Genomic DNA, 22947 nt, shown 5'->3' with positions numbered 1-22947 from the left:
CCTTCGTAAGGCGTCAGCTTTTTTCGCGGCGGCGGACCTCGACCGCCTACGGAAGAGATGATCATGTTTATAGATGACCACCGTGATCATCTTGGCGTCGAGGTGATTTGCAATGTTTTGCCGATCGCGCCTTCCACCTATTACCACCGCAAGTCGATTGATCGTTATCCCAAGAAGGCATCGGATCGAGCAAAGCGTGATGCCATCATAATGACTAGGATCACCCATTTCTGGGAGAATAGCGGGAAGCGCTATGGGGCGGTTAAGATCTGGCATGACTTGCTCGACGATGGGTTTGTCGTCGCCCGTTGCACGGTTGTTCGCCTTATGAAAAGCATGGGGATACAGGGAATTACACGCGGAAAGGTGACTACGACGAAAAGCAACCCTGCCTTGCCATGCCCTGAAGACAAAGTGAACCGAGAATTCAAAGCACCGGCCCCGAACATCTTGTGGGTTGCAGACTTTACCTACGTCAGGACCGCAGTCGGCTTTGTGTATGTGGCGTTTATCATTGATGTCTTTGCGCGCTACATTGTTGGCTGGAAAGTCTCTTCTTCTCCCAATGCCCAGATGGTGCTTGATGCTTTGAACCAGGCGCTGGCTGCGCGTCAACCGGACCCCAAAATACTTATTCATCACAGTGACAGGGGCGTTCAATATTTGTCGATCAAATACACTGAACGGCTTGAGGAAGCCAAAATTGATCCCTCAGTCGGCAGCGTTGGTGACAGCTATGACAATGCGATGGCCGAGACAATTAATGGCCTCTACAAGGCTGAGGTCATTGAACATGAGGGCCCTTGGCAAGGCAAAAAAGACGTCGAATTTGCCACGCTCGATTGGGTCCATTGGTTCAATCACGAACGCCGCTTTGGACCCATCGGATACATTGCTCCAGCACATGCAGAAAGGAACTTCTATGACAGCCTGAACACTGTTACTCTCGCCGCAGAATAGGAACTCAACTGTCTCCGATAAACCCGGTCTGGTTCATACTGTTATGAATATTTTCCCATGGGCCAGCACAAGGTCAACAACACGCACCTCTGAAAAAGGGTGTGGTGCGCTCATCCAGGAAGTTAACGAGTGGCTCGGCAGGAAGTCTGCCGAGAAAAGCCATGCGATGACATCCGTGGTTAAAACTGATGACTGCCCCTGCGGCGGAAGCGGCAGCGCAAGTGAAGGAGTCGAGTTGATTGTATTGATCGACAGCAGTGGTTCAATGAAGACGGCGGCGACAATCATCAGTGAAATTGCTCGGGATGCCGAAGCGCAGGCGATCGATACCTGCGCCGCAAATGCAAAAGTTCACTATCTGTTTGTTGATGGGAATGACCGCGGCCAAGGCCCCGGTGATTATTCCATAAGCCCCTTTGATCAAAGCCATGAAGATTTTCTGCTGGCCAGTGGAGCCAGCGGGCCGTTTCGCACGGACGGAGACCGCGGCTATGAAGGTGAACAAGGGGGAAAGGCAATTGCCGACCTCAGTGAAAAACACGCCTGGGCAGAAGATCACTGTCGCGCCATACTGTATATAAGTGACGAGCGTTTGGATTCGATCAACCATTCCGTTGCCGCGTCGCTTTCCGCTGCACAGCTTGCCATTGCCACGGCAAATTCAAACAATGTTTCGGTATTTACCCATTACATTGGCCCTCCAACATCGCCGGTCGCCCCGCATTATCACATGATGTCAGATCAAACGGGCGGGCGCACGGTCATCACATCAAATATGACAGACATATCAGAAGAACTTTACGTCGATATACTGTCCAGCGCTATTTGCGACGGCTGTGGTGTAGGCTGTGCAAGGGCTGATATCCCCGATATTTCCCCCTGTATTCATATCAGCTGGGGGGATTCCGCATGTGATTGCATGGAAGGGGACGACCATGAAGAAGTCTTCATCACGATCTGCAATTGCTATGGAAATGTAACTTTGCGCAATGTGCGTATCTCGGCCTTGGTGATCGTCGATCAAGATGGGGTGGTTGCACCCAACCTGCCGGATGGCAGCCCCTCTTCAAAGATATGGCCGACGGGACCGATCTGCTTTGGTGATATTGGCCCATGCGTGGATGGCGAAGAGACCTGCGTGTCACGGGATGCAATGATCATCAATCGCGGCTTGCCACCAGGCGATTGGATCTTACGTGTTGTTGGGCTGTGTTTTGACGTCACACATCACTACGACACCTTTGAGCAAGAGTACAAATTCACCGTCTGTAAGAACTGATATGCAAGCAAAGCCCATTGTTGCCGACAATGGGCTTTGTCCTACTTTATGCGCCGTAGCAACAAAAGCGCCACTATCACCCCAAGCCAGATCAGGGGTTCGGGTTGCCATCCTTTGACGATCATCACGAAATGAACCGCCGCCAAAGGCACGGCTATATATGTGAGCTTATGAAGGTTGCGCCATTTCAAGGGACCAAGTTTGCGCAGTGACAAGTTGTTGGAGGTAAACGCCAGCGGAAGGATCATCAGAAAGCTGACCATACCAATGGTAATATATGGGCGCTTTAGGATGTCGGCCGAAATCTCGCCCCAACGCAGCTGAATATCGAGCACCAACCAAGTCGCAAGATGCGCTGTTATATAGAGCGCCGCCAAAACGCCGATTGCGCGGCGGTATTTGATCAGGTTCAGCCCAAGCAGTTTACGTGCAGGTGTGATCGCGAGACCACCCACCAGAAAGTAGAGCCCGTATTCGCCAAGCTGGTGTTCAATCGCCTTCACAGGATCAACGCCAAGCTGTCCGGCGAACAATTGTGCGACCAGCCAGATAAATGGCACAGCGCCCAGCGCGTACACGGCCCATGATGGAACGCGACGTGTGGCTTGATTGACAGGGTTAAAAATTGGGGCAAAAACGTGTTGCATATATATTGTCACTCACAGCATCCATCACCGGCCTGAACCGGTGGGCATTTTTTGTCCCCATAAGAACAGAACACGCAGCAATCACCTTCCTTTGGTCGCATAAGCGTCCCGCAAGATGTGCAGGCATAGAACCATTGGCACGCCTCTGTTGGCATGCGTTCAGTTTTCGCAAATTTGCAATTGGGGCAGGTGATGGTTGCGTTCAGTTCCATTGCGACATCAATCTTAGAAGTTCGCGCGCAAATCCATGCCCGCATACATGCTATCCACATATTCAGAATAGCCGTTCATCATCAGCGTATCCTGACGGCTGGAAAACAGGCCACCACCGATTTTTCGCTCGGACGCTTGTGACCAGCGGGGGTGATCGACCTCTGGGTTCACATTGGAATAGAAACCATATTCACGCGCATTCGTCATGTTCCAGGAGGTATCGGGTTGAGTATCCGTCAAGGTGATCCGCACGATGGATTTGATGGATTTGAAGCCATATTTCCACGGCACGACCAAACGCAGGGGGGCGCCGTTTTGATTTGGAAGGTCTTCGCCATACAGGCCGGTCGCCATCAAAGTCAGCGGATTCATCGCCTCATCCAGACGCAGCCCTTCGCGATACGGCCAATCCAAGGTGCGCGACCGTTGCCCAACCATTTCTTCGGGGCGCAACAGAGTTTCAAAGGCGACATATTTCGCGCCGGACTGAATACCCGCGTGGTTCAGAAGTTGGTTCAGTTCAAATCCGTTCCAAGGGATCACCATGGACCAAGCTTCAACACAGCGGAAACGATAAATGCGTTCCTCAATATTCACACGCTTTAGAATGTCAGCGAGATCATAGTCACCAGGGCGATCCACCAGACCATCGATCTTTACGGTCCAAGGATCAGTTGTCAGTGTATGAGCATTACGCGCCGGGTCTTCTTTGCCAGTGCCGAATTCATAGAAGTTATTGTAATTGGTAATGTCTGACAGACTGTTCACCTCGTCCACACCTTCCACCGCATATTTACCACGCGCATGAGCAGCACCACCGATGCTGCCCAGCGCGACCGCACCTGCTGCACCTTTGATCAGCTGGCGACGATTCATAAATTGCGACTTAGGCGTAACATCGGACCAGTTAAGATCAGGTTTAAAAGACATTCGGGATACTCCGGCAGATTGGGTGTTGTCCCATATCTACGCGCAATGGCGTTAAGAACCAAACAAACTCATGTCACGTCTGCGTTGGTGAACTGTAACAATTCCGCCAAATGCCTTATGGTGTTGACCGCACCAGCATGTAGATATCCATCACCCAGCCCCGATCTTCGCGGGCAGCTTTGCGCGTCGCGATGATCTCATCAGTAATTTCCGACAGGGGGCCAGACAGGTTAATCTCGCCTTCCATGCCCGCATAGGCTGTCCAATAAATGTGCAAGCCATCGGGATTCAGCCCTGTAAAGGAACATTCACCATCCAGCATTACAATCACATTCTCGATGCCCGCAGGCAGGCCTTCGTCACGCAAGCGGCGGCCGGTTGTAACGACAAAAGGCCCGTTGATCGTGTTCACGGGGATCGCATGTGCTGCCGTCAAAGTCTGAATAGATGTGATTCCAGGGATCACTTTCACATCCAAGGGCATGTTCGCTTGGATTCGATCAGCAATGCGAAGGGTACTGTCGTATAAAGACGGATCCCCCCAAACCAAGAAGGCAACTTTGCCCCCGTCAGGAAGATGTGCATCGATCTGCTGCTTCCAAATCACCGCGATCCGATCGTGCCAATCATTCACACGGGCGTCGTAATCTGTGATCGCCTCGTTTCGGATCGGCAAATCGAACCCTTGGATGTGAACATCAGAGGTCAGAACATTGGCGCAGATTTCACGACGCACTTGTGCCAACTCATCCTTGGCTTTGCCCTTTTCTGGGATCAGGATCAGATCAGCATCATTCAGGGCACGCACGGCCTGTAATGTCAGATGTTCAGGGTTGCCCGACCCGATGCCAACAAGAGTAAGTGTAATCATAAGCGTCCCCGAAGTAAAAAACGGCCCCAGAAAGGGGCCGCCTGTGTGCTATATTATAGTCGTTTATGCATCCGCATAAAGGCGTGGTGTGAACAGACCGGATATTTCTAGGCCGCGCAAGGATTTCGCACCCGCAAGAACAGCCAAATCTGCAATTGGCTCGATCAGAACAACCAGCATATACGCGCCGCCGAAAGTCACTACAGATGCCATTGTGTTCGCGCCAAAGCCTTGACCGTAGAACGCCCAAAACGCAACCCAAGCCACAACGCCACCTTGGTACGCGGTAGAAAGCGCCAAAGCCTGCGTATATTTCAGGTCAACATAAGCTGTGTTCGGTGCGATGACCCTCTTCGCCAATGCCTGCAAAGCAAACAATGGAACCAGCAAGGTCGTCAGATTGATACCGTATTGTGGCAAATCAAACGGCGCAAAGAGCATACCTTGGAACAACAGGCCAAGTGCAAGTGCGATGGCAGTCGGTGCCCCACCAAAAAGCAAGAACAAGGTCGATCCCAGTATAAAGTGAACCTCTGAAACGCCTACCGGGTAATGTGGCAGGATTTCGAAGAACGAGAACACGAGAACCGTTGCGATCAAGCTGCTCAGAGCCAGTTTCACAACACCGTTATCGCGCACCGTGACCCATGCCAATTTCGCACTATAAGATGCAGCGCCCGCAGCGGTTGCGTAACCAAGTGCCATTTTTGCGCCTTCAACGACGCCAGCTTCAATATGCATATTTTGTCTCCCGACCGTCTTCCCCGACGGTCATAGTTATAGCCGCAAGCGGCAGGTGAATGGGCAAATGCCCGGCATTCACGGCAGGTATCCTGACTTGCGGGTCGAAGCGTGGCCAACCTTCCCAACCCTAGGGTCAGTGGTATCTTGGCATTGCTCGCCGCCTACAGTTGCGGGGGCAGTTACGGCTTTGGCGCCTTTTGGCTAATCCTGACCGTATTCCCTTTTCATCTCTGGCTTTTCTGGGCCGTTGAGAACCGTTGAATTTCTATGTTAAAGTCGTCTTTTCTATCAAGGCCCCTCAACAGCGAGGGGACCGTATAGAATAAGCGCAGGTGTTGTACTTGTTTCCGAGGTCAGCTTTTCAATCAGCGCATCCAAAGGCATGCGTGACAATTTTTGATCCGGCGTAGATACGGCTTCGGCCAACAAAGTGGGCGTTTCACCACTGAGACCAAATTCTTTCAGCTTTCCAACCATCTTGGAAAAGGTGCGTTTGCCCATATAGACAACCGTCGTTGCACCAGGGTCGGCCAGTGCTTGCAGATCAAGCCCATCTGGCAATTCACCCGTCAGATCATGACCGGTGACAAACTGAAGGCGACGTGCGGTGCCACGCCGCGTGAGCGGAATGCCCGCAGCAGCAGCAGCAGCAGAAGCACTGGTGACACCAGGGATGATTTCGAAATCAATATCGGCCTCATTCAGCGCAGTGATTTCTTCTTCCAAACGGCCAAAAATGCCGCTGTCGCCAGATTTCAAACGCACCACTTTCATGCCGGTTTTCGCGTGATCCACCAGCAGGCGACTGACGTGGTCTTGCGAAGGCGATGGACGCCCAGCACGTTTGCCAACGCCGATCAAATCCGCATCTTCGCGCGCATGCGACAGGATCGGCCCGGATGACAGATCGTCAAACAGGATCACATCTGCCTCTTCCAAACGTTTCACGGCTTTCACGGTCAGAAGCTCAGGATCACCCGGCCCAGAAGATACAAAACTTACAAAACTCATACGGCCTCCGAAATGAGATGGAAGAACGTGCCCGAGGCAAGCCCGCGCACAGATCCGGTTTCAGGCACCAACTCGCCATTGGCATCACGTACGGTGGCCAGCGGGGTATCTGGTTGTTCAAGAATCGTGGAATAATGGAATTCATGACCACGCAAAACCCGACCCGGCTGCATATTCGCAAGCGGGATGTTCAATTCCGCCATCCGGTAACCAAGGTGCATTTTGCGCTTGGCATAAGATGTGACCAAGCCGAGCAGCCCAACCATTTCATGGCGGACGCCTTCTTTGTCGATCAAAGCCTCGCCCATCGCCATATAGCCCCCGCATTCGCCGTGCACCGGCCGGGTTTGCGCGAAGGTTTTCAGGTTGTTGCGGAAGTTCTGCGCGGCCGCCAAACGCCCGGCGTGTAATTCAGGATAGCCACCAGGCAACCAACAGACATCGGCGCTGGCGTCGGGGGCTTCATCGGCAAGCGGCGAAAATGGCAGAATTTCTGCGCCCTGCGCACGCCAGCTGTCGATCAAATGCGGATAGACGAAAGAAAACGCCACATCACGCGCCAAAGCAATGCGTTGACCAGGAGGGGGTGTTTTCGTCACATCGCCCGTTAGACGGTTTGTGGGCTTTGCCGCTGTGCGCAACGCATCCAGATCAATGTGTTCATTGATAAAGGCGGTCGCCTCCTCAATTGTGCGGTACAGATCAGTTTGGTCTTCTGCCTGCACAAGGCCAAGATGGCGTTCCGGCATGGACACATTTTTGCGTCGGGGCAGGGCGCCAAACACCGGAATGCCTGCTTGTTTCATGCCTTCGCGCAATAGCATCTCGTGGCGCGGGCTTGCGACCTGGTTCAACACCACGCCCGCCAGCTCGACATCGTCGCGCATCTGACCAAAGCCCATGGCGACGGCGGCCGCGGTTTGCGCCTGACCTGAGACATCCAAGATCAAAACCACAGGCCAGCCGGCTTTTGCGGTGATGTCCGCGCTGGATCCATTGCCCGTCGCGCCAGGCTTGGCCACGCCGTCAAACAACCCCATGGACCCTTCAGCAAGAACAAGATCAGCACCTTCAGAACGATCCAGCAGGTTGCCCAACAGGCCTTCTTGCATCGCCCAAGTGTCAAGGTTGACCGAGAATCGTCCACTTGCCGCACGGTGAAAACCTGGATCAATATAGTCGGGACCTGATTTAAACGGGTGAACCGCCAGGCCCTGCGCCCGAAAAGCACCCAAAAGTCCCAGCATTAGGGTCGTTTTTCCCGTGCCAGAGGCAGGGGCCGAGATCATCAAACCGGGTGGTAGCATTATTTTTCCTCCGGGAAACGGGGTTCAGTGCCGACGGGGCGGTAACGACGATCATAATCGCCTGCGTATAATCTGCTCTCTTCAAAATCGTCATTGCCCAGGGCATGCCCGACAAGGATCAACGCGGTGCGTCCCAATTCTTCGCCCAATTCATGCGCTAAGGTGCCCAAAGTTGCACGCACAACACGTTCATCCGGCCAGGTCGCGCGATACACGACAGCCACCGGGCAATCAGCCCCATAATGCGGTGTAAGTTCATCAATGACCTTGCCCAACACATGCACAGATAGGTGAATAGCCAGGGTCGCACCTGTGCGGGCGAAATTGGCCAGGGTTTCGTTTTCCGGCATGGCCGTCGCCCGCCCGGATGTGCGCGTCAACACCAAGGATTGCACAACACCCGGCAGGGTCAATTCCGTTTCTAACGCCGCAGCAGCTGCTGCAAAAGACGGCACACCTGGTGTCACATCATAAGGGATTTCAAGCTGACGCAAGCGACGCAATTGTTCGCCCATCGCGGACCAAACTGACAGATCACCCGAATGCAAACGCGCCACATCATGGCCGTTTTCATGGGCTTTTGCGATGATCTCCATGATCTCATCCAGCGACATTGGTGCTGTGTTCACGATCTGCGCGCCTTCAGGGCAATGCGACAGCAAGGCTTCGGGCACAAGTGATCCCGCGTAAAGACACACAGGACAGGCCGCAATCAAATCACGCCCGCGCAAGGTGATCAGATCCGCAGCCCCAGGCCCCGCGCCTATAAAATGTACAGTCATCAACTAGGTCCTTTTGCGATCGCTATCGTGACTTGACCATCGGCCAAGACACGTCGCGGTGTAAGAAGTGTCGCCCCCTCGCCTGCTGCGGCCAATGCGCAGGCTTCAGAATAGCTTCCGGTTTGGAAACGGGCAGAGATTGTTTCAGATTGGGTGTCGCAGCTTTGCTGCGGAAGTTGATCCATAGGGACCAGTTCAACAGGCAGGTTGAGGGCTTTCCCAAGGGCAAATATTTGGTCGGTATCACGTTTATTTTCGCCACAGGCCAGCAAGTCTGGCACGACATCAATAGTCTCTAATGCGCGGATTAGAGACGCGATTGGCGTCTGAGATCTGTAACCGATACCTGCAACGATCATCGTGTCACGCTCCATTGTACCACGGGTCGCGACGCGTTCCAGCCACGCATGGAACCCAACGCGCCGGCATCAGAGATTTCAAGGCGCATAAGCGTTCCACCAAAGCTTTGATGACGCGCGATCAGAAGGGCTTCGGTTTCTAACGTCACGGAATTGATCACCAGTCGCGTGCCTTCAGTGATACGGTCCCAAAGGCGATCCAGCAAATCCGCATTCGCCCCACCGCCAATGAACACAGCATCCGGGTCAGGAAGTTGACCAAGCAAATCCAATGTTGATCCCTCATGCACTTGCATACGACGTTCCAGCCCAAAGTCGGTGATATTGGATCGAATATTGGCCACGCGTGTACTGTGCTGTTCCACTGCAACGGCTTGACACATCGGGGCAGAAAGGCACCATTCCACTGAAATAGACCCTGATCCCGCGCCCAAATCCCAAAGAACTTCGCCATCACGCGGGGCAAGTGCCGACAATGTCATCGCGCGCACTGGGCGTTTGGTGATCTGCCCATCATGGTGAAATTCCGCATCGGCAAGACCACTGGCGCGCGATATGCCTTTGCCGCGCAAGTCCAGCGCAACAACAACTGGGGCTGTGACATCGGACAGGGCAAACTGTGACGCCATTTGCGCGCGTATCCTTTCGCGTGGACCGCCCACAGATTCCAACACGTTCATTGTCGTTTCCCCAAAACCACGCGCGGACAGCCATTGGGCAAGCTCACCCGGTGCCGCGCGTCACGCATCAAGCAAATGACGCGCTGACCATCGTGGATCACAGGTCGCAGATGCGCAAAAGGCGTGGCATGCAAGCCGAATGTATGCGTGGTTTCAAGACGCCAACCAAGGCGTGCGCACACCTGCGAGAATGTTGAAGGCGCGGGAAATGCGATCCAATCCTCAGGCGTCAGGTGTTGCGTCACACTGGTTCCACCACCAAAGCAAAACGGATCACCAGACACGAGCATCGCAACCTTTCGGCCTTTCAAGGCCAGAACCGGATCGACAGAGAAAGGCACCGGCCATGCTTGGCCGCGCGCGCCTGCGTGTCCCAATTCCAAATGGCGCGGCCCGCCAAAAACCACCTCGGCGTCCTCCAACGCCTGCTGGCTTTGCTGGGATAAACCCGCTAAGCCATCTTCACCAATTCCAATAATGCTTAACCACGGATCAGACATGACACGCATCCTTTTGCTTGGCGGCACCACAGAGGCCACGCGTTTGGCCCATCACTTGGCCAACACGGATTATGACGTGCTGTTTTCCTACGCCGGACGCACGGCAAACCCCGTCGCGCAGCCCTTGCCGACACGTGTTGGCGGCTTTGGCGGGGTGGACGGTTTGAGCGATTTCTTGCGGACCGAAAACATCACCCATGTGATTGATGCCACGCACCCGTTTGCTGCCCAGATGAGCACCAATGCCGTGAGTGCTTGCGCGACGACGCAGGTCAATCTGGCTGGTTTCGAACGCGCGCCGTGGCAGGCGGGAGCCGGTGACAATTGGCAATCTGTTGCGGATATCCAAGCGGCCTGTGATGCCTTGCCAAGTGATCCCACGCAGGTCTTTTTGGCGATTGGAAAACAACATATTGATGTCTTTGCCACGCGCCCGGAGCACCGCTATTTGCTGCGTTTGGTGGACAAGCCCACCCATCCGCTGCCGATGCTCAACGCCCATGCGGTTATCGCGCGCGGACCGTTTGATCTGGCTGGGGATTTGACGCTTTTGAAAGACCACGACATCAAAATCATCATTTCCAAAAACGCCGGTGGCATTGGCGCGCAGGCCAAGCTGGAGGCCGCGCGCACCTTGGGCCTGAAGGTGATCATGATTGATCGCCCCTTCATTCCCGCGCGCCAGGTTTTTAGCAATGTTGATGATGTGATGACGTGGCTGGATCATTCGGCGAACCGTGGCGTGTAAATGTATTTCCCAATGCGTCGCGTCTGCGGATTGCCGACAATAACCACCGTGCGCATGTCCGCCATTTCGGGCGTGGCCTCGGCCAGGGCGACGGTGTTCAAGGTCTCATCCGGCAAGCTGACATTGCGTGCAAATGAGATCAGGCAATCCCCACCACATTCTTCGCGCAAAATTTCCAAGGCACGCGCAAACTGATGCGGGCGACTTTTGGATCGCGGATTGTAGAACGCCATCGCAAAGCCCGCCTGCCCCGCAAGACGCAGTCGTTTTTCGATGATATCCCAAGGCTTTAGGTTGTCTGACAGGTTGATCGCAGCAAAATCATGACCCAAAGGCGCGCCCAAACGTGCGGCCCCCGCCAACATCGCCGTGATGCCGGGCAGGACTTCGACGTCAATCTCCGCAAAGCGATCTGCGTCTTTTTCCATCGCTTCAAATACGGCTGAGGCCATCGCAAACACGCCGGGATCACCAGATGATACAACAACAACTTTTTGACCGTTTTCAGCCATCTCAAGCGCATGCAAGGCGCGGTCTACTTCAACGCGGTTGTCACTGCCATGTAGGGTCAGACCATCGCGTTCCGGCACGCGGGCGACATAGGGGAAGTAGCCGACCGCATCCGTGGCCTCGGCCAAGATCAAACGGACTTCTTCGGTGACCAGGGTCTCTTTCCCCGGCCCAAGACCTGCGATTTTCACCCAGCCCGTCATGGTCTGCGTCCCTGCCCATGGATAACGACAATCGAGAAATACGGCGCTTTGCCCTCAAAATCGACCAGTTTTTGCACAGTTTGATCCGGCATGGCACCGCGTTCCACAATCCATGCCTCATCCAAGCGACCAGCACGTTCCAACGCATTGCGCAGTTTTGGCAGGTTGCGTCCGATTTTCATGAACACCAAAGCATCGCTATTCTTTGCGCGCGCGGTGATTTCATCCTCAGACAGGGTCGACATGACGACAGTCAACACGTCATCGCCCCAGGTGATCGGCTGCCCCGTGGCGGTCCAACAGGCGGACATGCCGGTGATGCCAGGGATAACCTGCATCGGCGTGACGGCTTCCAATCGGTTATACAAATGCATAAAAGAACCATAGAAAAACGGGTCACCTTCGCAAAGCACAACCACGTCTTCAGTCTTGGCGATCTCTTTGAGACGCGCAGACCAATCCTCATAGAACTCAGCCAGAATTTCGTTGTAACGCGGGTCGGTCACCGGAATTTCAGTGGTCACCGGGTATTCCATCGCATGTTCAATCACGTCCTCACGCAACATGCCTTCGACAATGCGCCGCGCTTGGCCCGCATAGCCTTTTTTGCGAAAAAACGCGACATGTTTGGCGTTGCGCAACAAGCGATCCGTGCGCACGCTCATCAAGTCTTGCGCCCCAGGGCCAAGGCCCGCACCATAGATGATACCCGTCATGTTTATTCCTTCCAGCTGGCCAAAGCGTTGACCGCTGCCACCGTAATTGCCGACCCACCAAGGCGGCCTTTCACGACCACGGATGGCACGGGCAGGTCTTCCATTAACGCGTCTTTGGATTCGCGTGCACCAACAAAGCCGACAGGGCATCCGATGATCGCGGCAGGGCGTGGACAGGTCGGGTCTTCCAACATGTTCAGCAGGTGAAACAATGCGGTTGGAGCATTGCCGATTGCCACGACCGCACCTTCCAATTTGTCACGCCACAACTCAAGCGCCGCCGCCGAACGTGTGTTGCTCATTTCCTTTGCCATTTCCGGCACGCGCGGATCGCGCAGGGTGCAGATGACCTCATTGTTCGCAGGCAGGCGCGGGCGCGTGATACCCTCGCTGACCATATAGGCGTCGCAGAGGATCGGCGCGCCATTTTGCAAGGCTGCCCGCGCGATTTTCGCCATGCCCTCAGAGAATTCCACATCGCGTTCCAGCCCCACAAGGCCCGCCGCATGGATCATCCGCACGACCACAGATTCTTCGTCTTTGTTAAAGCCGCAAGGTCGGCTTCACGACGGATGGTGGCAAAGCTTTCTTCATAGATCGCAGCGCCGTTGGTGACATAAGTATGGGGCATTTAGGGCCTCTTGAAAGGGGATGGGGGCTGCGCCAGAAGCGCATCCAATGTCAGGTGAGGATGATCAATCGTATCACGAATAGTGCCGTGCTCGATCACATCAAAATGTTCAGTATCAGTCATAATCAGCGTGGTCGCGGTACCAAATGGCTGGGCACATCCTTTGGCGCAACCGCTGATATGGACCGGGGATTTACCAGCCAAATGCGGGATCAATTGCGTACCAAGGCGGCGCGTGTTGCCCTTGGCTTGTGGACAAGCAGGCAAGCCCGTGCAGGCGATGATATCTTGATGCGGATCGCTTGGATCTGTCAGGATACCTTCCAAATCAGGCATGGAGTTCACATTTTCTAACAACAGCATACGCCAAGGTGTGAGACGCAAACCGCCCAACTCAGATAACTGCTTCAAGATCTCGGCGTGCAACTGCCCAAACGGCAAACCAACCATAGCACCTTCGGGGTAAACGCCGATTTCAGGTGTCTCTGCAACAACTTGGGTGGCTAAGGCCGCACGATAAGCAACGGGTAATTCAACCCCATTTTGCACCAAAGCACGCATTCTGCCACGCCCATCCGTCACACCGCCTGCCGCGATGAACCAATGCGCCAATTCACAAATCGCATTCGCCACATTGTCTAGGTTGACCAACCGACCATGCGTCGCACCATCGGCCAAACAGATCAGGCCATCAGCGCAGCGTTCAATGCGAATATCCGCAGAAACGTCGCGCAAAATCGATGTCGGGCCCGTGTCGATCGCGATACCGAATTTGCCAGGGGTTTGTGGATAATCAGACGACGCAAGCGTGTTCAGAATGACCGTCGCCAATTGTTCAGTTTGATCACCAGATTGCCAAAAGGGCGTCATCACGATATTGCGGCGGCTTTCCAGATCGACAGTTTCGTCAATCAGACCAAGTGCACGCAAGCCTTTGATCAGGGCCAGATGCGTGTCATCTTGAACACCTCGAATTTGCAGATTCGCGCGCGAAGAAACGTCCAATATTCCATTGCCATACCGCATCGATAGATCCGAGATCTGCGCAATCTGTGATTGGGTCAAACGGTTCTTGGGTGCGCGCACACGCACGACAAAACCATCCCCAGATCGCATCGGGCGCAGCGCACCAGGGCACCAACCTTTGATCTCAAAATCGCTCATGTGAGATCATCCAATTGCGCCGAGATCGAGTTGCGCCGCGTGACCCAAAGCCCTGCATCTGCCAGTTCTCGGAACCGATCTTGCAAGGCTGCAAGCGCTTGTGGGTTGGCCTCTTGCATAAAGTCCACAAGATCATCACGGCCCAAAGTTGCATCAAAATACAGATCAAACAAATGCGCGGGCACGACCGACGCCAGGTGCGAAAAGGCAGCCAAATGATCCAAGGTCGCGGTGATTTCCGCCGCACCCCGAAACCCGTGGCGCATCATGCCATTGGCCCAATCCGCGTTGGCTGCACGTCCCCGTACAACGCGGGCAATTTCTTCCGACAAAAGCCGTGCTTTGGGCTGATCGGGGCGGGTTGCATCAAGGTGGTACAAGGCCGGGGCCTGACCGCCAAGCGCCTTCACAGCCGCCGCAAAACCCGCCTCATGGGCGGCGTAATCTGACGCCAGCAACACATCGGTTTCAGGCATATCTTGCAAATGCACAAAACCATCGGCCGCCAAAACCCGTGCCTCAATTGCGCCGCGTTCGGGCGACGCATCCCCATTGGCGGTGACCGGATAAGATGACGCTTCTAGCCATGCTTCACCCGCCGCTTGGCGTGCCTCTTCGGTGAAGTCATCAAGGTTCGCGCCCATGTTCAACCCATATTGCCCAGGGCGCGGGCCGAAAACCCGCGTGCCTTTGGCAAGGTAAGGATTGTTCGCGGGGTCTTCGTCACGGTCTCCCAAGGCCTGCGCAGCTGTTTCAAACAGTTGGGCCAAGCCCGGGAACACATCGCGAAAAAGGCCCGAGACACGCAGGGTCACGTCAATGCGGGGGCGGCCCAACAGCGCCAAGGGCAAGATGTCATAGCCGCCAACGCGTTCGCTGTTTTCATCCCATTTGGGGGCAAGCCCCGCCAGATGCATCGCCATGGCCAGTTCTTCGCCCGCCGTGCGCATGGTCGCGGATCCCCATAGATCAATCACCAGGGACTTCGGCCAATCACCGTGATCTTGCAGGTGGCGTCGCAGTAATTCTTCGGCCAATTTCACGCCTTGGGCATGGGCTGAACGGGATGGAACCGCGCGGGGATCGGTTGTGAACAGGTTGCGCCCGGTGGGCAGAACATCTTCACGACCACGGAAGGGCGAACCGGATGGACCAGCCGCAACAAACTTTCCAGCAAGCGCTTGACGCAGACCGTTTTTTTCGGCCTCACCGCAATCACCTGTGCCGAAAATATGCAACCCATCGCCATATTGGCTTTCTTTGATATCACAAACAAATGCGTCAATCCGCGTTAAGGCTTCGGCTGCGGAACAGTCACTGCCCAAGCCAAGGTCTGCCGCAAGGCCGTTGCTTTGCGCTTCCTGTTGAATGTCATCGATCAACCGATCACGGCGTGCAGGATCAAGCCCGTCAGCTGTTGAATATTCATCCAACAACCCTTCAAGCCGAGTTAGGTTATCTGGCGTTTCTGATGTCACCAAAGGCGGCGGTAAGTGCCCAAGGGTCACAGCGCCAATGCGGCGTTTGGCCTGCGCCGCTTCGCCCGGATCATTGACGATAAACGGATAGATCACTGGCAGATTGCCCGTCAAAATCTGAGGCCAACATTCATTGGATAAAGCCACGGCTTTGCCCGGCAGCCATTCCAATGTGCCATGTGCGCCGATGTGAACAAGCGCCTCGATCTGGGTTTGAAGCCAAAGATAAAACGCAACATAGCTATGGCGCGGCGTGCGGGTCATGTCGTGATAATCATCGACCCGCGTGTCAGATTGCCCGCGTTCGGGCTGCAGCGCGACAAGGATCTGCCCGGTGCGAATGGCAGGGAATTGGAACGCATCGTTTTGAAACAGCGGGTCAGCGTCTGGCGCGCCCCAAACTTCTTGCAGATCATCTTGCATCTGTTGTGGCAGCCCTGCCAACGCCGTCTTGTAAGCGTCCAATGACCACGTGACGCGTTCACTGCCAAGTCGTTTTCCAAAATCCGTGATTGGGGCCGTGTCTTGCCCATCTTGTTGTAATTGTTTCAAGATATTGTTCGCGGAAGCGATGGCGTCAAGCCCAACCGCATGGGCAATTTGATAGTCTTTGCCGGGATAGGTCGACAGGATCAAGGCACAACGTTTAGGGATCGTCTGATCTTGCACCGTCAACCAACCCGACACACGATCAAGGGCTTGGGTGATCAGGCAAGGGTCAGCCCGGTGGATAAAGCGCGAATATTGCAGGTCTTCATCGCGTGGACCGGGGGATTTGAAGCTAATGACACCTAGAAAAATGCGGCCATCGACCTCTGGCAAGACCACATGCATGGCAAGATCCGCAGGGGATAGACCGCGATGGGCGCCCCCCCATTCGGACTTACGCGCGGTGGACAGGCCGACCTGGAAGACAGGGCAATCCGTGGCGTTTAAGGGGGACGCGGCCCCATCTGCGCCCTTTGCCGAAAAGGCGGTGGCGTTGATAATAGCGGCGGGCTTTATGGTCTGAAGTTGTGATTTGATCCAGTTTGACGCCTCGGGCGCTTTCAAACTGGACGCAAAAACGCCCACAGCGTGATAACCACGGGCTTCAAGCCCTGCGATCAACGCATCAACGGGATTGGTATCGGCTGAGGTCAGGTAGGAGCGATAGAAACTGACCAAAACCAAGGGGCGGTCGGTTGCTTCAGGTGCCGTGACCACGCCGTGATCCGGGTGATAAAAACCAAATTCCGGCATGATTTTTGAGCCAGGAACAGGCCCGGCATATAGACCCGCCGCCAAGGCAAGTTGCGCCAAAGCGGCCTGTGCGGCGACGGCACCGCCTGCGTCACACAACTGCTGCAAGCGACGCAATGTGGACACGGGAAGCGTGGAAAGCTCATCCAAACGCGCATCTGCCCGACCATCTGCGGGCAGGATCGCTAGCGCAATACCATTGCGCCGGGCGTGGTCTTGGATCTGCATCAACCCGTAAGACCAATAGCTTTCGCCCCCAATCAAACGGATCAAAATGCCTTTCACCCCGGTCAGGGTTTGTTCAACATATGTATCCACCGAAAGCGGATGTTTCAGGGCGACAATATTGGCCAGTCGCACCTGAGGGAGATTTGCTTTGCCACGCTGCCAGCCCGCCGCAAAAGCCCCAAGGTCACTGTCAGAAAAAGACAACACCACAAGATCCGCAGGCGTTTGCCCCAGATCCATCGGTGTTTCTGTTTCCTCAAGCCCATGGCTTTCGCGAAAGACGACATGCATTGTGGATTAACCTTCCAACACAGCGCGAATGGCAGCTTCGTTCACGTGGTCATGTTCGGCGATTACGACCAATTCAGACACACGTGGCTGCGCGCCCCAAGGCTGATCAAACTGGCTGCGCACACGTTCGCCAACCGCCTGCACCAACAGGCGCATTGGCTTGTCTTGTACCGCAATATAACCTTTCACGCGAAGGATATTCTGTTCGCGTGCCAGACGCACGATCGCGGCCTCAAGCGCTTTGGGATCTGTGATTTCTGGCAAGGTCACCACGATGCTTTCAAAATCATCATGTTCGTGATCGTCGTGCCCATCGTGATGTGACGGGCGCTGATCCAGATCGTCTTCGGCCTTGGCATCAAGACCCAACAACACGCGTGGATCAATCACACCTTCGGTCATCGCAATGATCGGCAGTTTGCGCGGCGTATGCGCGTTCACGATGGCTTCAGCCTTTGCAAGGCCTTCCGCCCCTGCCAGATCGGCTTTTGACAAAAGCACGATATCAGCACATGAGATTTGATCCTCAAACACCTCAGAAAGCGGTGTTTCGTGATCCAAACTGTCATCCGCTTCGCGTTGCGCATCCACGGCGGCCACGTCACTGGCGAAACGGCCAGCAGCAACAGCTTCGGCGTCAGCCAAAGCGATCACACCATCCACGGTGATTTTGGAACGGATCGCAGGCCAATCAAACGCCTTCAAAAGGGGTTTTGGCAGGGCAAGACCAGAGGTTTCGATCAAGATATGTTCTGGTTTTTCAGGCATATTCATCAATTGTTCGATGGTCGGAATGAAATCATCCGCCACGGTGCAACAGATACAACCATTGGCCAATTCAACGATGTTTTCCGCCGGGCAGTTTTCATCAGCACAGGTTTTCAAGATGTCACCATCGACACCGGCGGTGCCAAATTCATTGACCAAAACCGCAAGACGCTTGCCCTGCGGGTTCTTCAAAAGATGGGTGATCAATGTGGTTTTACCCGCGCCCAAAAAGCCGGTGATTACGGTGACGGGGATCTTATTGATATCTTGCATCTGGGTTTACTCCTGCGGGGGGATACGCGCGATAGACTGGCGTTTGAAAATTTCGGGGCGCTCGCGCCAAGGCACGATGCCATCATCAGTGCGAGCATAACGACCGACACCATCAAGAATGGCATCGAGATGTTCAACGGGATCAAGGTTGCCGTAAACGTAGCTCCAGCGAGTGGGGCCACCCGTCACAGCGACCGTGCAGCTGTTGGAACAGGCGGACAGGCATTTAACACCCTTCACCGTGACACCTTCGGGAATATCACCTGCCATGATCGCATCAAACAGTGCTTCGCCAGGGCGAATTTCACCCTCAGGCGCGTCCGCATGGCGGCATGTTGTACAGACAGTAAGAGTCGTTCCAACCATATTTCAATCCCTCTTCAGGGGCAATTGGGGGGAACAGTGGCGATCAGGGAAATACACATGGAATCAAGTGCCACCCCAAGCCGCTTGCGAACACCCCGTACGCCCGTTGCTTCTGGTGCTGGCAGGTCTCCCGGCTTGCAAAGTGAGGGCTGCCTCATGGTTTGCGGCCTTCCCAGCTTTCGCCAGTGGCATGATGCAAACCTCTTTGTTCACGGTCGCGGGGGCGGCTGTCGTTGCTTCACCCGACAGGCGAATAAAACACAACATTCCCTTTTCACCTGTCACTTGACAGGAACCAACATCTCCCCAATGTACGCAATAACAACACTTGTCAAGCATCGGATACTTCCATGGAAAACACGCCTAAAACCGACGAAGAACGTCACGCCGCCAAGATGGTAAAGAAGAAGAAAGCGCGTGATAAAATCATGGAAACCAAAGACGGCGAAAAAGGCTTGATCATTGTCCATACGGGCAAGGGAAAAGGCAAAAGTTCGTCTGGTTTTGGCATGATTTTACGCTGTATTGCCCATGATATGCCCAGCGCAGTTGTGCAATTCATCAAAGGCGCCTGGATGACGGGCGAACGTAAGTTGATCGAAGAAAATTTCTCTGAGCAGTGCCAGTTTTACGCCATGGGTGAAGGCTTCACTTGGGAAACCCAAGACAAGTCGCGTGACATTGCTGCGGCCCAAAAGGGTTGGGAGAAAGCCAAGGAATTGATTCGAGATCCTGAGATTCGCATGGTTCTGTTGGATGAAATCAACATCGCGATCCGCTATGATTACATCGATATCAACGAAGTTGTGGCGTTTTTGCGCGATGAAAAACCTGCGATGACCCATGTGGTTCTGACTGGGCGCAACGCCAAGGATGAGTTGATCGAAATCGCCGATCTGGTGACCGAGATGGCCATGATCAAACACCCATTCCGTGATGGTATTAAAGCCCAAGAAGGGGTTGAATTTTAAGCATGTCAAAAGCGGTCATGATCCAAGGGGCGGGCAGCAATGTCGGCAAATCAATGTTGGTCGCGGGGCTCTGTCGCGCCGCCAAACGGCGTGGCCTGACCGTCGCCCCTTTTAAGCCGCAAAACATGTCAAACAACGCCGCCGTCACATCAGACGGCGGTGAAATTGGGCGCGCGCAGGCCTTACAGGCCATGGCCTGCGGGCTTGAACCCCACACCGATATGAACCCCATCTTGCTAAAGCCGGAAACAGACACTGGCGCGCAAGTTGTGGTGCAGGGCAAACGCCTGACCACCACGCGGGCGCGTGATTATGCCAGGTTAAAGTCCAGCTTGATGGCTTCGGTCCTCGACAGTTTTAACCGTTTAAAATCTCAATATGATTTGGTGATCGTTGAGGGCGCGGGCAGTCCAGCCGAGGTCAATTTACGTGCCAATGACATCGCCAATATGGGCTTCGCTTGTGCCGCTGATGTCCCTGTTATTTTGGCGGGTGATATTGATCGGGGCGGCGTTATTGCGCAGATTTTGGGCACACAACTTGTGCTGCCTGATGAAGACAACGCGATGATCGCGGGCTTTCTCATCAACAAATTTCGCGGCGACGTCAGCCTGTTTGATGATGGATACAAACTGATCACTGAGCGTTCCAATTGGCCCGGTTTTGGTGTGCTGCCGTTCTTTAAAGACGCCGTAAAACTGCCTGCCGAGGATGCGTTGGATCTGCCAACGGAAACCCGCGGTGGTGGCTATAAAATAGTCTGCCTTGGACTTTCACGGATTGCCAATTTTGATGATCTTGATCCCCTTGGTTTGGATGAAAACATCGCATTAAGGATGCTCAAACCTGGGGAAGTTCTGCCTGCCGACACCGATCTTGTGATCATTCCAGGAAGCAAATCCACCCGTGGCGACCTGGAATTTCTGCGTCAACAAGGTTGGGATATTGATCTACTGGCACATGTGCGTCGCGGTGGACATGTTCTGGGGATTTGTGGCGGATATCAAATGCTTGGGAAAGTCATTCGCGACCCCGATGGGATCGAAGGCGCGGCGGGCGAAACCCCGGGGCTTGGTCTGCTAGATGTTGAAACGATCATGACATCCGACAAACATCTTACGCGCATCACCGGGCAACACAGCCAAACCGGCACCCCGATTGAAGGGTACGAAATACACATTGGACGCACAGAAGGCCCAGATCGCATCCGCCCCTTTGCCCATATCGACGGGCAAGCGGAAGGGGCGATCTCAGAGAATGGGCAGGTCATGGGCAGCTATCTGCATGGGTTATTTTCTGCTGATGATTTTCGTGGGGCATTTCTGAACGCGCTTGGCGCACAGGCCAGCACGTTTGCTTATGGGTCTATGGTTGATGAAACCCTAGATGCCCTCGCGGATCACATGGAAACCCATTTGGATGTCGCGGGCCTGCTTAGGCTTGCGCGTTAAACGTCGGTCCAACGCGATTCTGAATTTCCCTGCCAGCCGCTACGGTGTAACAAGGGTGTGTCGTCTTTGGTTTCGGGATATCCCACGCAAAGATAAGCTGCAAATTCCCAACCCTCTGGCACGTCAAAAATCACCTCAACGCGATTGGGATCAAGAATAGACACCATTCCCATGCCGATGTTGCGTGACCGCGCCATCAACCACATGCAGTGCAAGGCCATGGCCGTGGATTGGCGCAGGGTTTCAGGCATCGTGCGCCGACCAAGGCGTCGTCCTTCTTCGGGGTCCGTGACCGTGAACACCGCAAAATGTTCGGGCGCCTGATCCAAGCCTTGCAGCTTTAATTTCATGTATGCGCTTCGTTCACTTAGCGCATAACTGGTGGCCGCATTCGTATTACAGCGTTCAAACTCATCACGCACTTGCTGGCGAAGACCCGCAGATTGCACCCGAAATATCCGCCATGGCCGCGCATTTCCGACGGATGGAGCAAGGTCGATCGAGGCGCGCAAAGCTTCAAGATCGGCGTCATTCAAAGGGGTACGTTGAAAGTGGCGCACATCACGACGCCAGCGCATAATATCTTGCAGAGTTTGGGACGCGGATTGATCAAATTCCATTGTCAGCCCCCAATGCCGTTTCAACCCGCGACCATTCCGTCAGGCTTGGCAACCCCAGACGAATAAGCCCATCTGACCAAGGAAAGATACGCGACCAAATATGCGATTTCGCCAGATGATCTTGTGCAGACTTTGCGGATGGGGTGTCATAAAGGCGAAACAATTCGCAGCCGCCCACCAAATTCCAACCATACGCATCCGCCAAACGATCCATCCGCGCTGTGTCCTCACGCAACCGCGCGATTGTTTGGTGTCCCCATTCAGTATCTTGCAAGGCCGCAATTCCGGTTTCAATCGCGACGCCTGAAACAGGCCAAGGCCCCGCCAATTCTGCGATTTGAGCAAGTGCGGACGGATGGCCCAGCAAGAACCCCAACCGAACACCCGCCAAACCATAAAATTTGCCAAAGGATCGCAAGACAAAGAGGTTTTCAATCGTCCCCGCATAGGGCGCGATTGATAAATCGGGCCTTGGGTCGCCAAAGCTTTCGTCCACCACCAACGTGCCAACATGCCCCGCAAGCGCAAGGATATCGTCTGGGTTATGCGTCTGCCCATCCGGGTTATTGGGGTTCACCACAATCGCCAGATCCGCGCCTTTCAGCGCGTCCAAAGTCGCGACCTCTTGTACGTTCCAGCCACCTGCACGCGCGCAAATACCGTGTTCATTATAGGTTGGTGAAAGAATTTTCGCGGTTTTCCCAACACGCAAACGCGGCAGCATTTGGATTGCGGCCTGCGCCCCCGCCAGTGGTAAAATATCCGCCTGTGTCCCGTAGGCTTTCGCGGCAGCCGCTTTCAAACCAGCCATAGCTGCCTTGGTGGGCAGGGCAGTCCACGCCTCAGCTGACAGGTTCGGCAGCGGATAGGGTTCGCGGTTGATCCCCGTGGACAGATCGATCCAGTCTGCCGGATCACCGCCATAAGTATCAATGGCCCAGTCGATATTGCCACCGTGATCACGCGTCATAATCTTCCCCATCATATTCCCCCCAAATCAGGGC

The 22947-nt window shown here is 54.6% G+C and carries 22 protein-coding genes, 3 pseudogenes, 2 riboswitches and 1 other annotated feature; of the genes and pseudogenes, 5 read left to right on the top strand and 20 right to left on the bottom strand.

The window, feature by feature from the left end:
* Positions 1-960, top strand: a pseudogene (locus RJ38_RS14170) (IS3 family transposase); the annotation flags it as partial.
* Positions 16-132: a sequence feature (AL1L pseudoknot), on the top strand. (Overlaps the previous pseudogene by 117 nt.)
* A 33-nt stretch (positions 961-993) precedes the next feature.
* Here RJ38_RS14170 and RJ38_RS18930 read toward each other — a convergent pair.
* Positions 994-1248, bottom strand: coding sequence for a hypothetical protein (locus tag RJ38_RS18930; RefSeq protein WP_156121878.1), 255 nt, complete (start codon positions 1246-1248; stop codon positions 994-996).
* Here RJ38_RS18930 and RJ38_RS14165 point away from each other — a divergent pair.
* Positions 1226-2239 carry a hypothetical protein gene (locus RJ38_RS14165; protein WP_156121877.1) on the top strand — a complete coding sequence of 338 codons (1014 nt, stop codon included), beginning with the start codon at positions 1226-1228 and terminating at the stop codon, positions 2237-2239. The two genes, RJ38_RS18930 and RJ38_RS14165, sit on opposite strands and share 23 nt — an antisense overlap.
* Before the next feature lie 41 nt (positions 2240-2280).
* On the opposite strand, the gene msrQ is transcribed toward RJ38_RS14165, so the two are convergent.
* From msrQ to cbiE, 10 genes and pseudogenes are all read right to left on the bottom strand, one after another.
* Entirely contained in the window at positions 2281-2886 is a 606-nt protein-coding gene (gene msrQ / locus RJ38_RS14160; RefSeq protein ID WP_039019536.1) for a protein-methionine-sulfoxide reductase heme-binding subunit MsrQ, read from the bottom strand.
* Positions 2887-2894: 8 nt separating this feature from the next.
* On the bottom strand, positions 2895-3098 hold the full coding sequence (locus RJ38_RS19280; protein WP_082005759.1) for a GDCCVxC domain-containing (seleno)protein: 204 nt from the start codon (positions 3096-3098) through the stop codon (positions 2895-2897).
* Between the two features lie 13 nt (positions 3099-3111).
* Positions 3112-4029, bottom strand: a complete 918-nt coding sequence (gene msrP, locus RJ38_RS14155) for a protein-methionine-sulfoxide reductase catalytic subunit MsrP (RefSeq protein WP_039019535.1) — start codon at positions 4027-4029, stop codon at positions 3112-3114.
* Between the two features lie 115 nt (positions 4030-4144).
* On the bottom strand, positions 4145-4900 hold the full coding sequence (gene cobF, locus RJ38_RS14150) for a precorrin-6A synthase (deacetylating) (protein ID WP_039019534.1): 756 nt from the start codon (positions 4898-4900) through the stop codon (positions 4145-4147).
* Positions 4901-4963: 63 nt separating this feature from the next.
* Entirely contained in the window at positions 4964-5641 is a 678-nt protein-coding gene (locus tag RJ38_RS14145) for an energy-coupling factor ABC transporter permease (protein WP_039019533.1), read from the bottom strand.
* A gap of 65 nt (positions 5642-5706) precedes the next feature.
* A riboswitch (cobalamin riboswitch) is annotated at positions 5707-5919 on the bottom strand.
* A gap of 13 nt (positions 5920-5932) precedes the next feature.
* Positions 5933-6655, bottom strand: a complete 723-nt coding sequence (gene cobA, locus RJ38_RS14140) for a uroporphyrinogen-III C-methyltransferase (protein WP_039019532.1) — start codon at positions 6653-6655, stop codon at positions 5933-5935.
* A complete protein-coding gene (locus RJ38_RS14135; RefSeq protein ID WP_039019531.1) occupies positions 6652-7962 on the bottom strand; it encodes a cobyrinic acid a,c-diamide synthase CobB in 1311 nt (436 codons plus the stop codon). Before RJ38_RS14135 ends, cobA begins: the two co-directional genes overlap by 4 nt.
* On the bottom strand, positions 7962-8744 hold the full coding sequence (gene cobM, locus RJ38_RS14130; RefSeq protein ID WP_039019530.1) for a precorrin-4 C(11)-methyltransferase: 783 nt from the start codon (positions 8742-8744) through the stop codon (positions 7962-7964). The genes RJ38_RS14135 and cobM overlap by 1 nt, the downstream gene beginning before the upstream one ends.
* Entirely contained in the window at positions 8744-9103 is a 360-nt protein-coding gene (locus tag RJ38_RS14125; protein ID WP_039019529.1) for a cobalamin biosynthesis protein, read from the bottom strand. The genes cobM and RJ38_RS14125 overlap by 1 nt, the downstream gene beginning before the upstream one ends.
* Positions 9100-10283: pseudogene (gene cbiE / locus RJ38_RS14120) on the bottom strand (precorrin-6y C5,15-methyltransferase (decarboxylating) subunit CbiE). Before cbiE ends, RJ38_RS14125 begins: the two are co-directional and overlap by 4 nt.
* Between cbiE and RJ38_RS14115 the strand changes: the two are divergent.
* Positions 10282-11031 carry a cobalt-precorrin-6A reductase gene (locus RJ38_RS14115; protein WP_039019528.1) on the top strand — a complete coding sequence of 250 codons (750 nt, stop codon included), beginning with the start codon at positions 10282-10284 and terminating at the stop codon, positions 11029-11031. The pseudogene cbiE and the gene RJ38_RS14115 sit on opposite strands and share 2 nt — an antisense overlap.
* Here the strand turns inward: RJ38_RS14115 and cobJ are convergent.
* The 7 genes and pseudogenes from cobJ to RJ38_RS14080 form a co-directional block, all read right to left on the bottom strand.
* Positions 11007-11744 carry a precorrin-3B C(17)-methyltransferase gene (gene cobJ / locus RJ38_RS14110; protein WP_039019527.1) on the bottom strand — a complete coding sequence of 246 codons (738 nt, stop codon included), beginning with the start codon at positions 11742-11744 and terminating at the stop codon, positions 11007-11009. The two genes, RJ38_RS14115 and cobJ, sit on opposite strands and share 25 nt — an antisense overlap.
* Positions 11741-12460, bottom strand: coding sequence for a precorrin-2 C(20)-methyltransferase (gene cobI / locus RJ38_RS14105; RefSeq protein WP_039019526.1), 720 nt, complete (start codon positions 12458-12460; stop codon positions 11741-11743). Before cobI ends, cobJ begins: the two co-directional genes overlap by 4 nt.
* Before the next feature lie 2 nt (positions 12461-12462).
* Positions 12463-13091 (bottom strand): annotated as a pseudogene (locus RJ38_RS14100) (precorrin-8X methylmutase).
* Entirely contained in the window at positions 13092-14255 is a 1164-nt protein-coding gene (gene cobG / locus RJ38_RS14095; protein WP_039019525.1) for a precorrin-3B synthase, read from the bottom strand. It abuts the pseudogene before it with no gap.
* Positions 14252-17494 carry a cobaltochelatase subunit CobN gene (gene cobN, locus RJ38_RS14090; protein WP_039019524.1) on the bottom strand — a complete coding sequence of 1081 codons (3243 nt, stop codon included), beginning with the start codon at positions 17492-17494 and terminating at the stop codon, positions 14252-14254. The genes cobG and cobN overlap by 4 nt, the downstream gene beginning before the upstream one ends.
* Positions 17495-17500: 6 nt before the next feature.
* Positions 17501-18535, bottom strand: a complete 1035-nt coding sequence (cobW, locus tag RJ38_RS14085; RefSeq protein ID WP_039019523.1) for a cobalamin biosynthesis protein CobW — start codon at positions 18533-18535, stop codon at positions 17501-17503.
* 6 nt (positions 18536-18541) lie between these two features.
* A complete protein-coding gene (locus RJ38_RS14080) occupies positions 18542-18901 on the bottom strand; it encodes a DUF1636 family protein (RefSeq protein WP_039019522.1) in 360 nt (119 codons plus the stop codon).
* Between the two features lie 103 nt (positions 18902-19004).
* Positions 19005-19216, bottom strand: a riboswitch (cobalamin riboswitch).
* A 35-nt stretch (positions 19217-19251) separates the two neighbouring features.
* Between RJ38_RS14080 and cobO the strand changes: the two genes are divergently transcribed.
* On the top strand, positions 19252-19872 hold the full coding sequence (cobO, locus tag RJ38_RS14070) for a cob(I)yrinic acid a,c-diamide adenosyltransferase (RefSeq protein ID WP_039019520.1): 621 nt from the start codon (positions 19252-19254) through the stop codon (positions 19870-19872).
* A gap of 2 nt (positions 19873-19874) precedes the next feature.
* On the top strand, positions 19875-21323 hold the full coding sequence (locus tag RJ38_RS14065) for a cobyric acid synthase (RefSeq protein ID WP_039019519.1): 1449 nt from the start codon (positions 19875-19877) through the stop codon (positions 21321-21323).
* Here RJ38_RS14065 and bluB read toward each other — a convergent pair.
* Positions 21320-21943: a 5,6-dimethylbenzimidazole synthase gene (gene bluB / locus RJ38_RS14060; RefSeq protein WP_039019518.1), complete on the bottom strand. Its 624-nt coding sequence runs from the start codon at positions 21941-21943 to the stop codon at positions 21320-21322. The genes RJ38_RS14065 and bluB overlap by 4 nt on opposite strands.
* Positions 21933-22913: a threonine-phosphate decarboxylase CobD gene (cobD, locus tag RJ38_RS14055; RefSeq protein ID WP_039019517.1), complete on the bottom strand. Its 981-nt coding sequence runs from the start codon at positions 22911-22913 to the stop codon at positions 21933-21935. Before cobD ends, bluB begins: the two co-directional genes overlap by 11 nt.
* Positions 22914-22947: the final 34 nt, after the last annotated feature.

Origin of the sequence: Halocynthiibacter namhaensis (assembly GCF_000812685.1) — a bacterium.
Classification (GTDB): Bacteria; Pseudomonadota; Alphaproteobacteria; order Rhodobacterales; family Rhodobacteraceae; genus Halocynthiibacter; species Halocynthiibacter namhaensis.
This window is presented reverse-complemented; position numbering and strand designations above follow the sequence as displayed.

What these genes read in the sequence shown, in the direction of transcription:
- RJ38_RS14165 (WP_156121877.1), top strand. Translation starts at nt 1,226, where the DNA reads ATGAAGACGGCGGCGACAATCATCAGTGAAATTGCTCGGGATGCCGAA.
- RJ38_RS18930 (WP_156121878.1), bottom strand. Translation starts at nt 1,248, where the DNA reads ATGATTGTCGCCGCCGTCTTCATTGAACCACTGCTGTCGATCAATACA.
- msrQ (WP_039019536.1), bottom strand. Translation starts at nt 2,886, where the DNA reads ATGCAACACGTTTTTGCCCCAATTTTTAACCCTGTCAATCAAGCCACA.
- RJ38_RS19280 (WP_082005759.1), bottom strand. Translation starts at nt 3,098, where the DNA reads ATGGAACTGAACGCAACCATCACCTGCCCCAATTGCAAATTTGCGAAA.
- msrP (WP_039019535.1), bottom strand. Translation starts at nt 4,029, where the DNA reads ATGTCTTTTAAACCTGATCTTAACTGGTCCGATGTTACGCCTAAGTCG.
- cobF (WP_039019534.1), bottom strand. Translation starts at nt 4,900, where the DNA reads ATGATTACACTTACTCTTGTTGGCATCGGGTCGGGCAACCCTGAACAT.
- RJ38_RS14145 (WP_039019533.1), bottom strand. Translation starts at nt 5,641, where the DNA reads ATGCATATTGAAGCTGGCGTCGTTGAAGGCGCAAAAATGGCACTTGGT.
- cobA (WP_039019532.1), bottom strand. Translation starts at nt 6,655, where the DNA reads ATGAGTTTTGTAAGTTTTGTATCTTCTGGGCCGGGTGATCCTGAGCTT.
- RJ38_RS14135 (WP_039019531.1), bottom strand. Translation starts at nt 7,962, where the DNA reads ATGCTACCACCCGGTTTGATGATCTCGGCCCCTGCCTCTGGCACGGGA.
- cobM (WP_039019530.1), bottom strand. Translation starts at nt 8,744, where the DNA reads ATGACTGTACATTTTATAGGCGCGGGGCCTGGGGCTGCGGATCTGATC.
- RJ38_RS14125 (WP_039019529.1), bottom strand. Translation starts at nt 9,103, where the DNA reads ATGATCGTTGCAGGTATCGGTTACAGATCTCAGACGCCAATCGCGTCT.
- RJ38_RS14115 (WP_039019528.1), top strand. Translation starts at nt 10,282, where the DNA reads ATGACACGCATCCTTTTGCTTGGCGGCACCACAGAGGCCACGCGTTTG.
- cobJ (WP_039019527.1), bottom strand. Translation starts at nt 11,744, where the DNA reads ATGACGGGCTGGGTGAAAATCGCAGGTCTTGGGCCGGGGAAAGAGACC.
- cobI (WP_039019526.1), bottom strand. Translation starts at nt 12,460, where the DNA reads ATGACGGGTATCATCTATGGTGCGGGCCTTGGCCCTGGGGCGCAAGAC.
- cobG (WP_039019525.1), bottom strand. Translation starts at nt 14,255, where the DNA reads ATGAGCGATTTTGAGATCAAAGGTTGGTGCCCTGGTGCGCTGCGCCCG.
- cobN (WP_039019524.1), bottom strand. Translation starts at nt 17,494, where the DNA reads ATGCATGTCGTCTTTCGCGAAAGCCATGGGCTTGAGGAAACAGAAACA.
- cobW (WP_039019523.1), bottom strand. Translation starts at nt 18,535, where the DNA reads ATGCAAGATATCAATAAGATCCCCGTCACCGTAATCACCGGCTTTTTG.
- RJ38_RS14080 (WP_039019522.1), bottom strand. Translation starts at nt 18,901, where the DNA reads ATGGTTGGAACGACTCTTACTGTCTGTACAACATGCCGCCATGCGGAC.
- cobO (WP_039019520.1), top strand. Translation starts at nt 19,252, where the DNA reads ATGGAAAACACGCCTAAAACCGACGAAGAACGTCACGCCGCCAAGATG.
- RJ38_RS14065 (WP_039019519.1), top strand. Translation starts at nt 19,875, where the DNA reads ATGTCAAAAGCGGTCATGATCCAAGGGGCGGGCAGCAATGTCGGCAAA.
- bluB (WP_039019518.1), bottom strand. Translation starts at nt 21,943, where the DNA reads ATGGAATTTGATCAATCCGCGTCCCAAACTCTGCAAGATATTATGCGC.
- cobD (WP_039019517.1), bottom strand. Translation starts at nt 22,913, where the DNA reads ATGACGCGTGATCACGGTGGCAATATCGACTGGGCCATTGATACTTAT.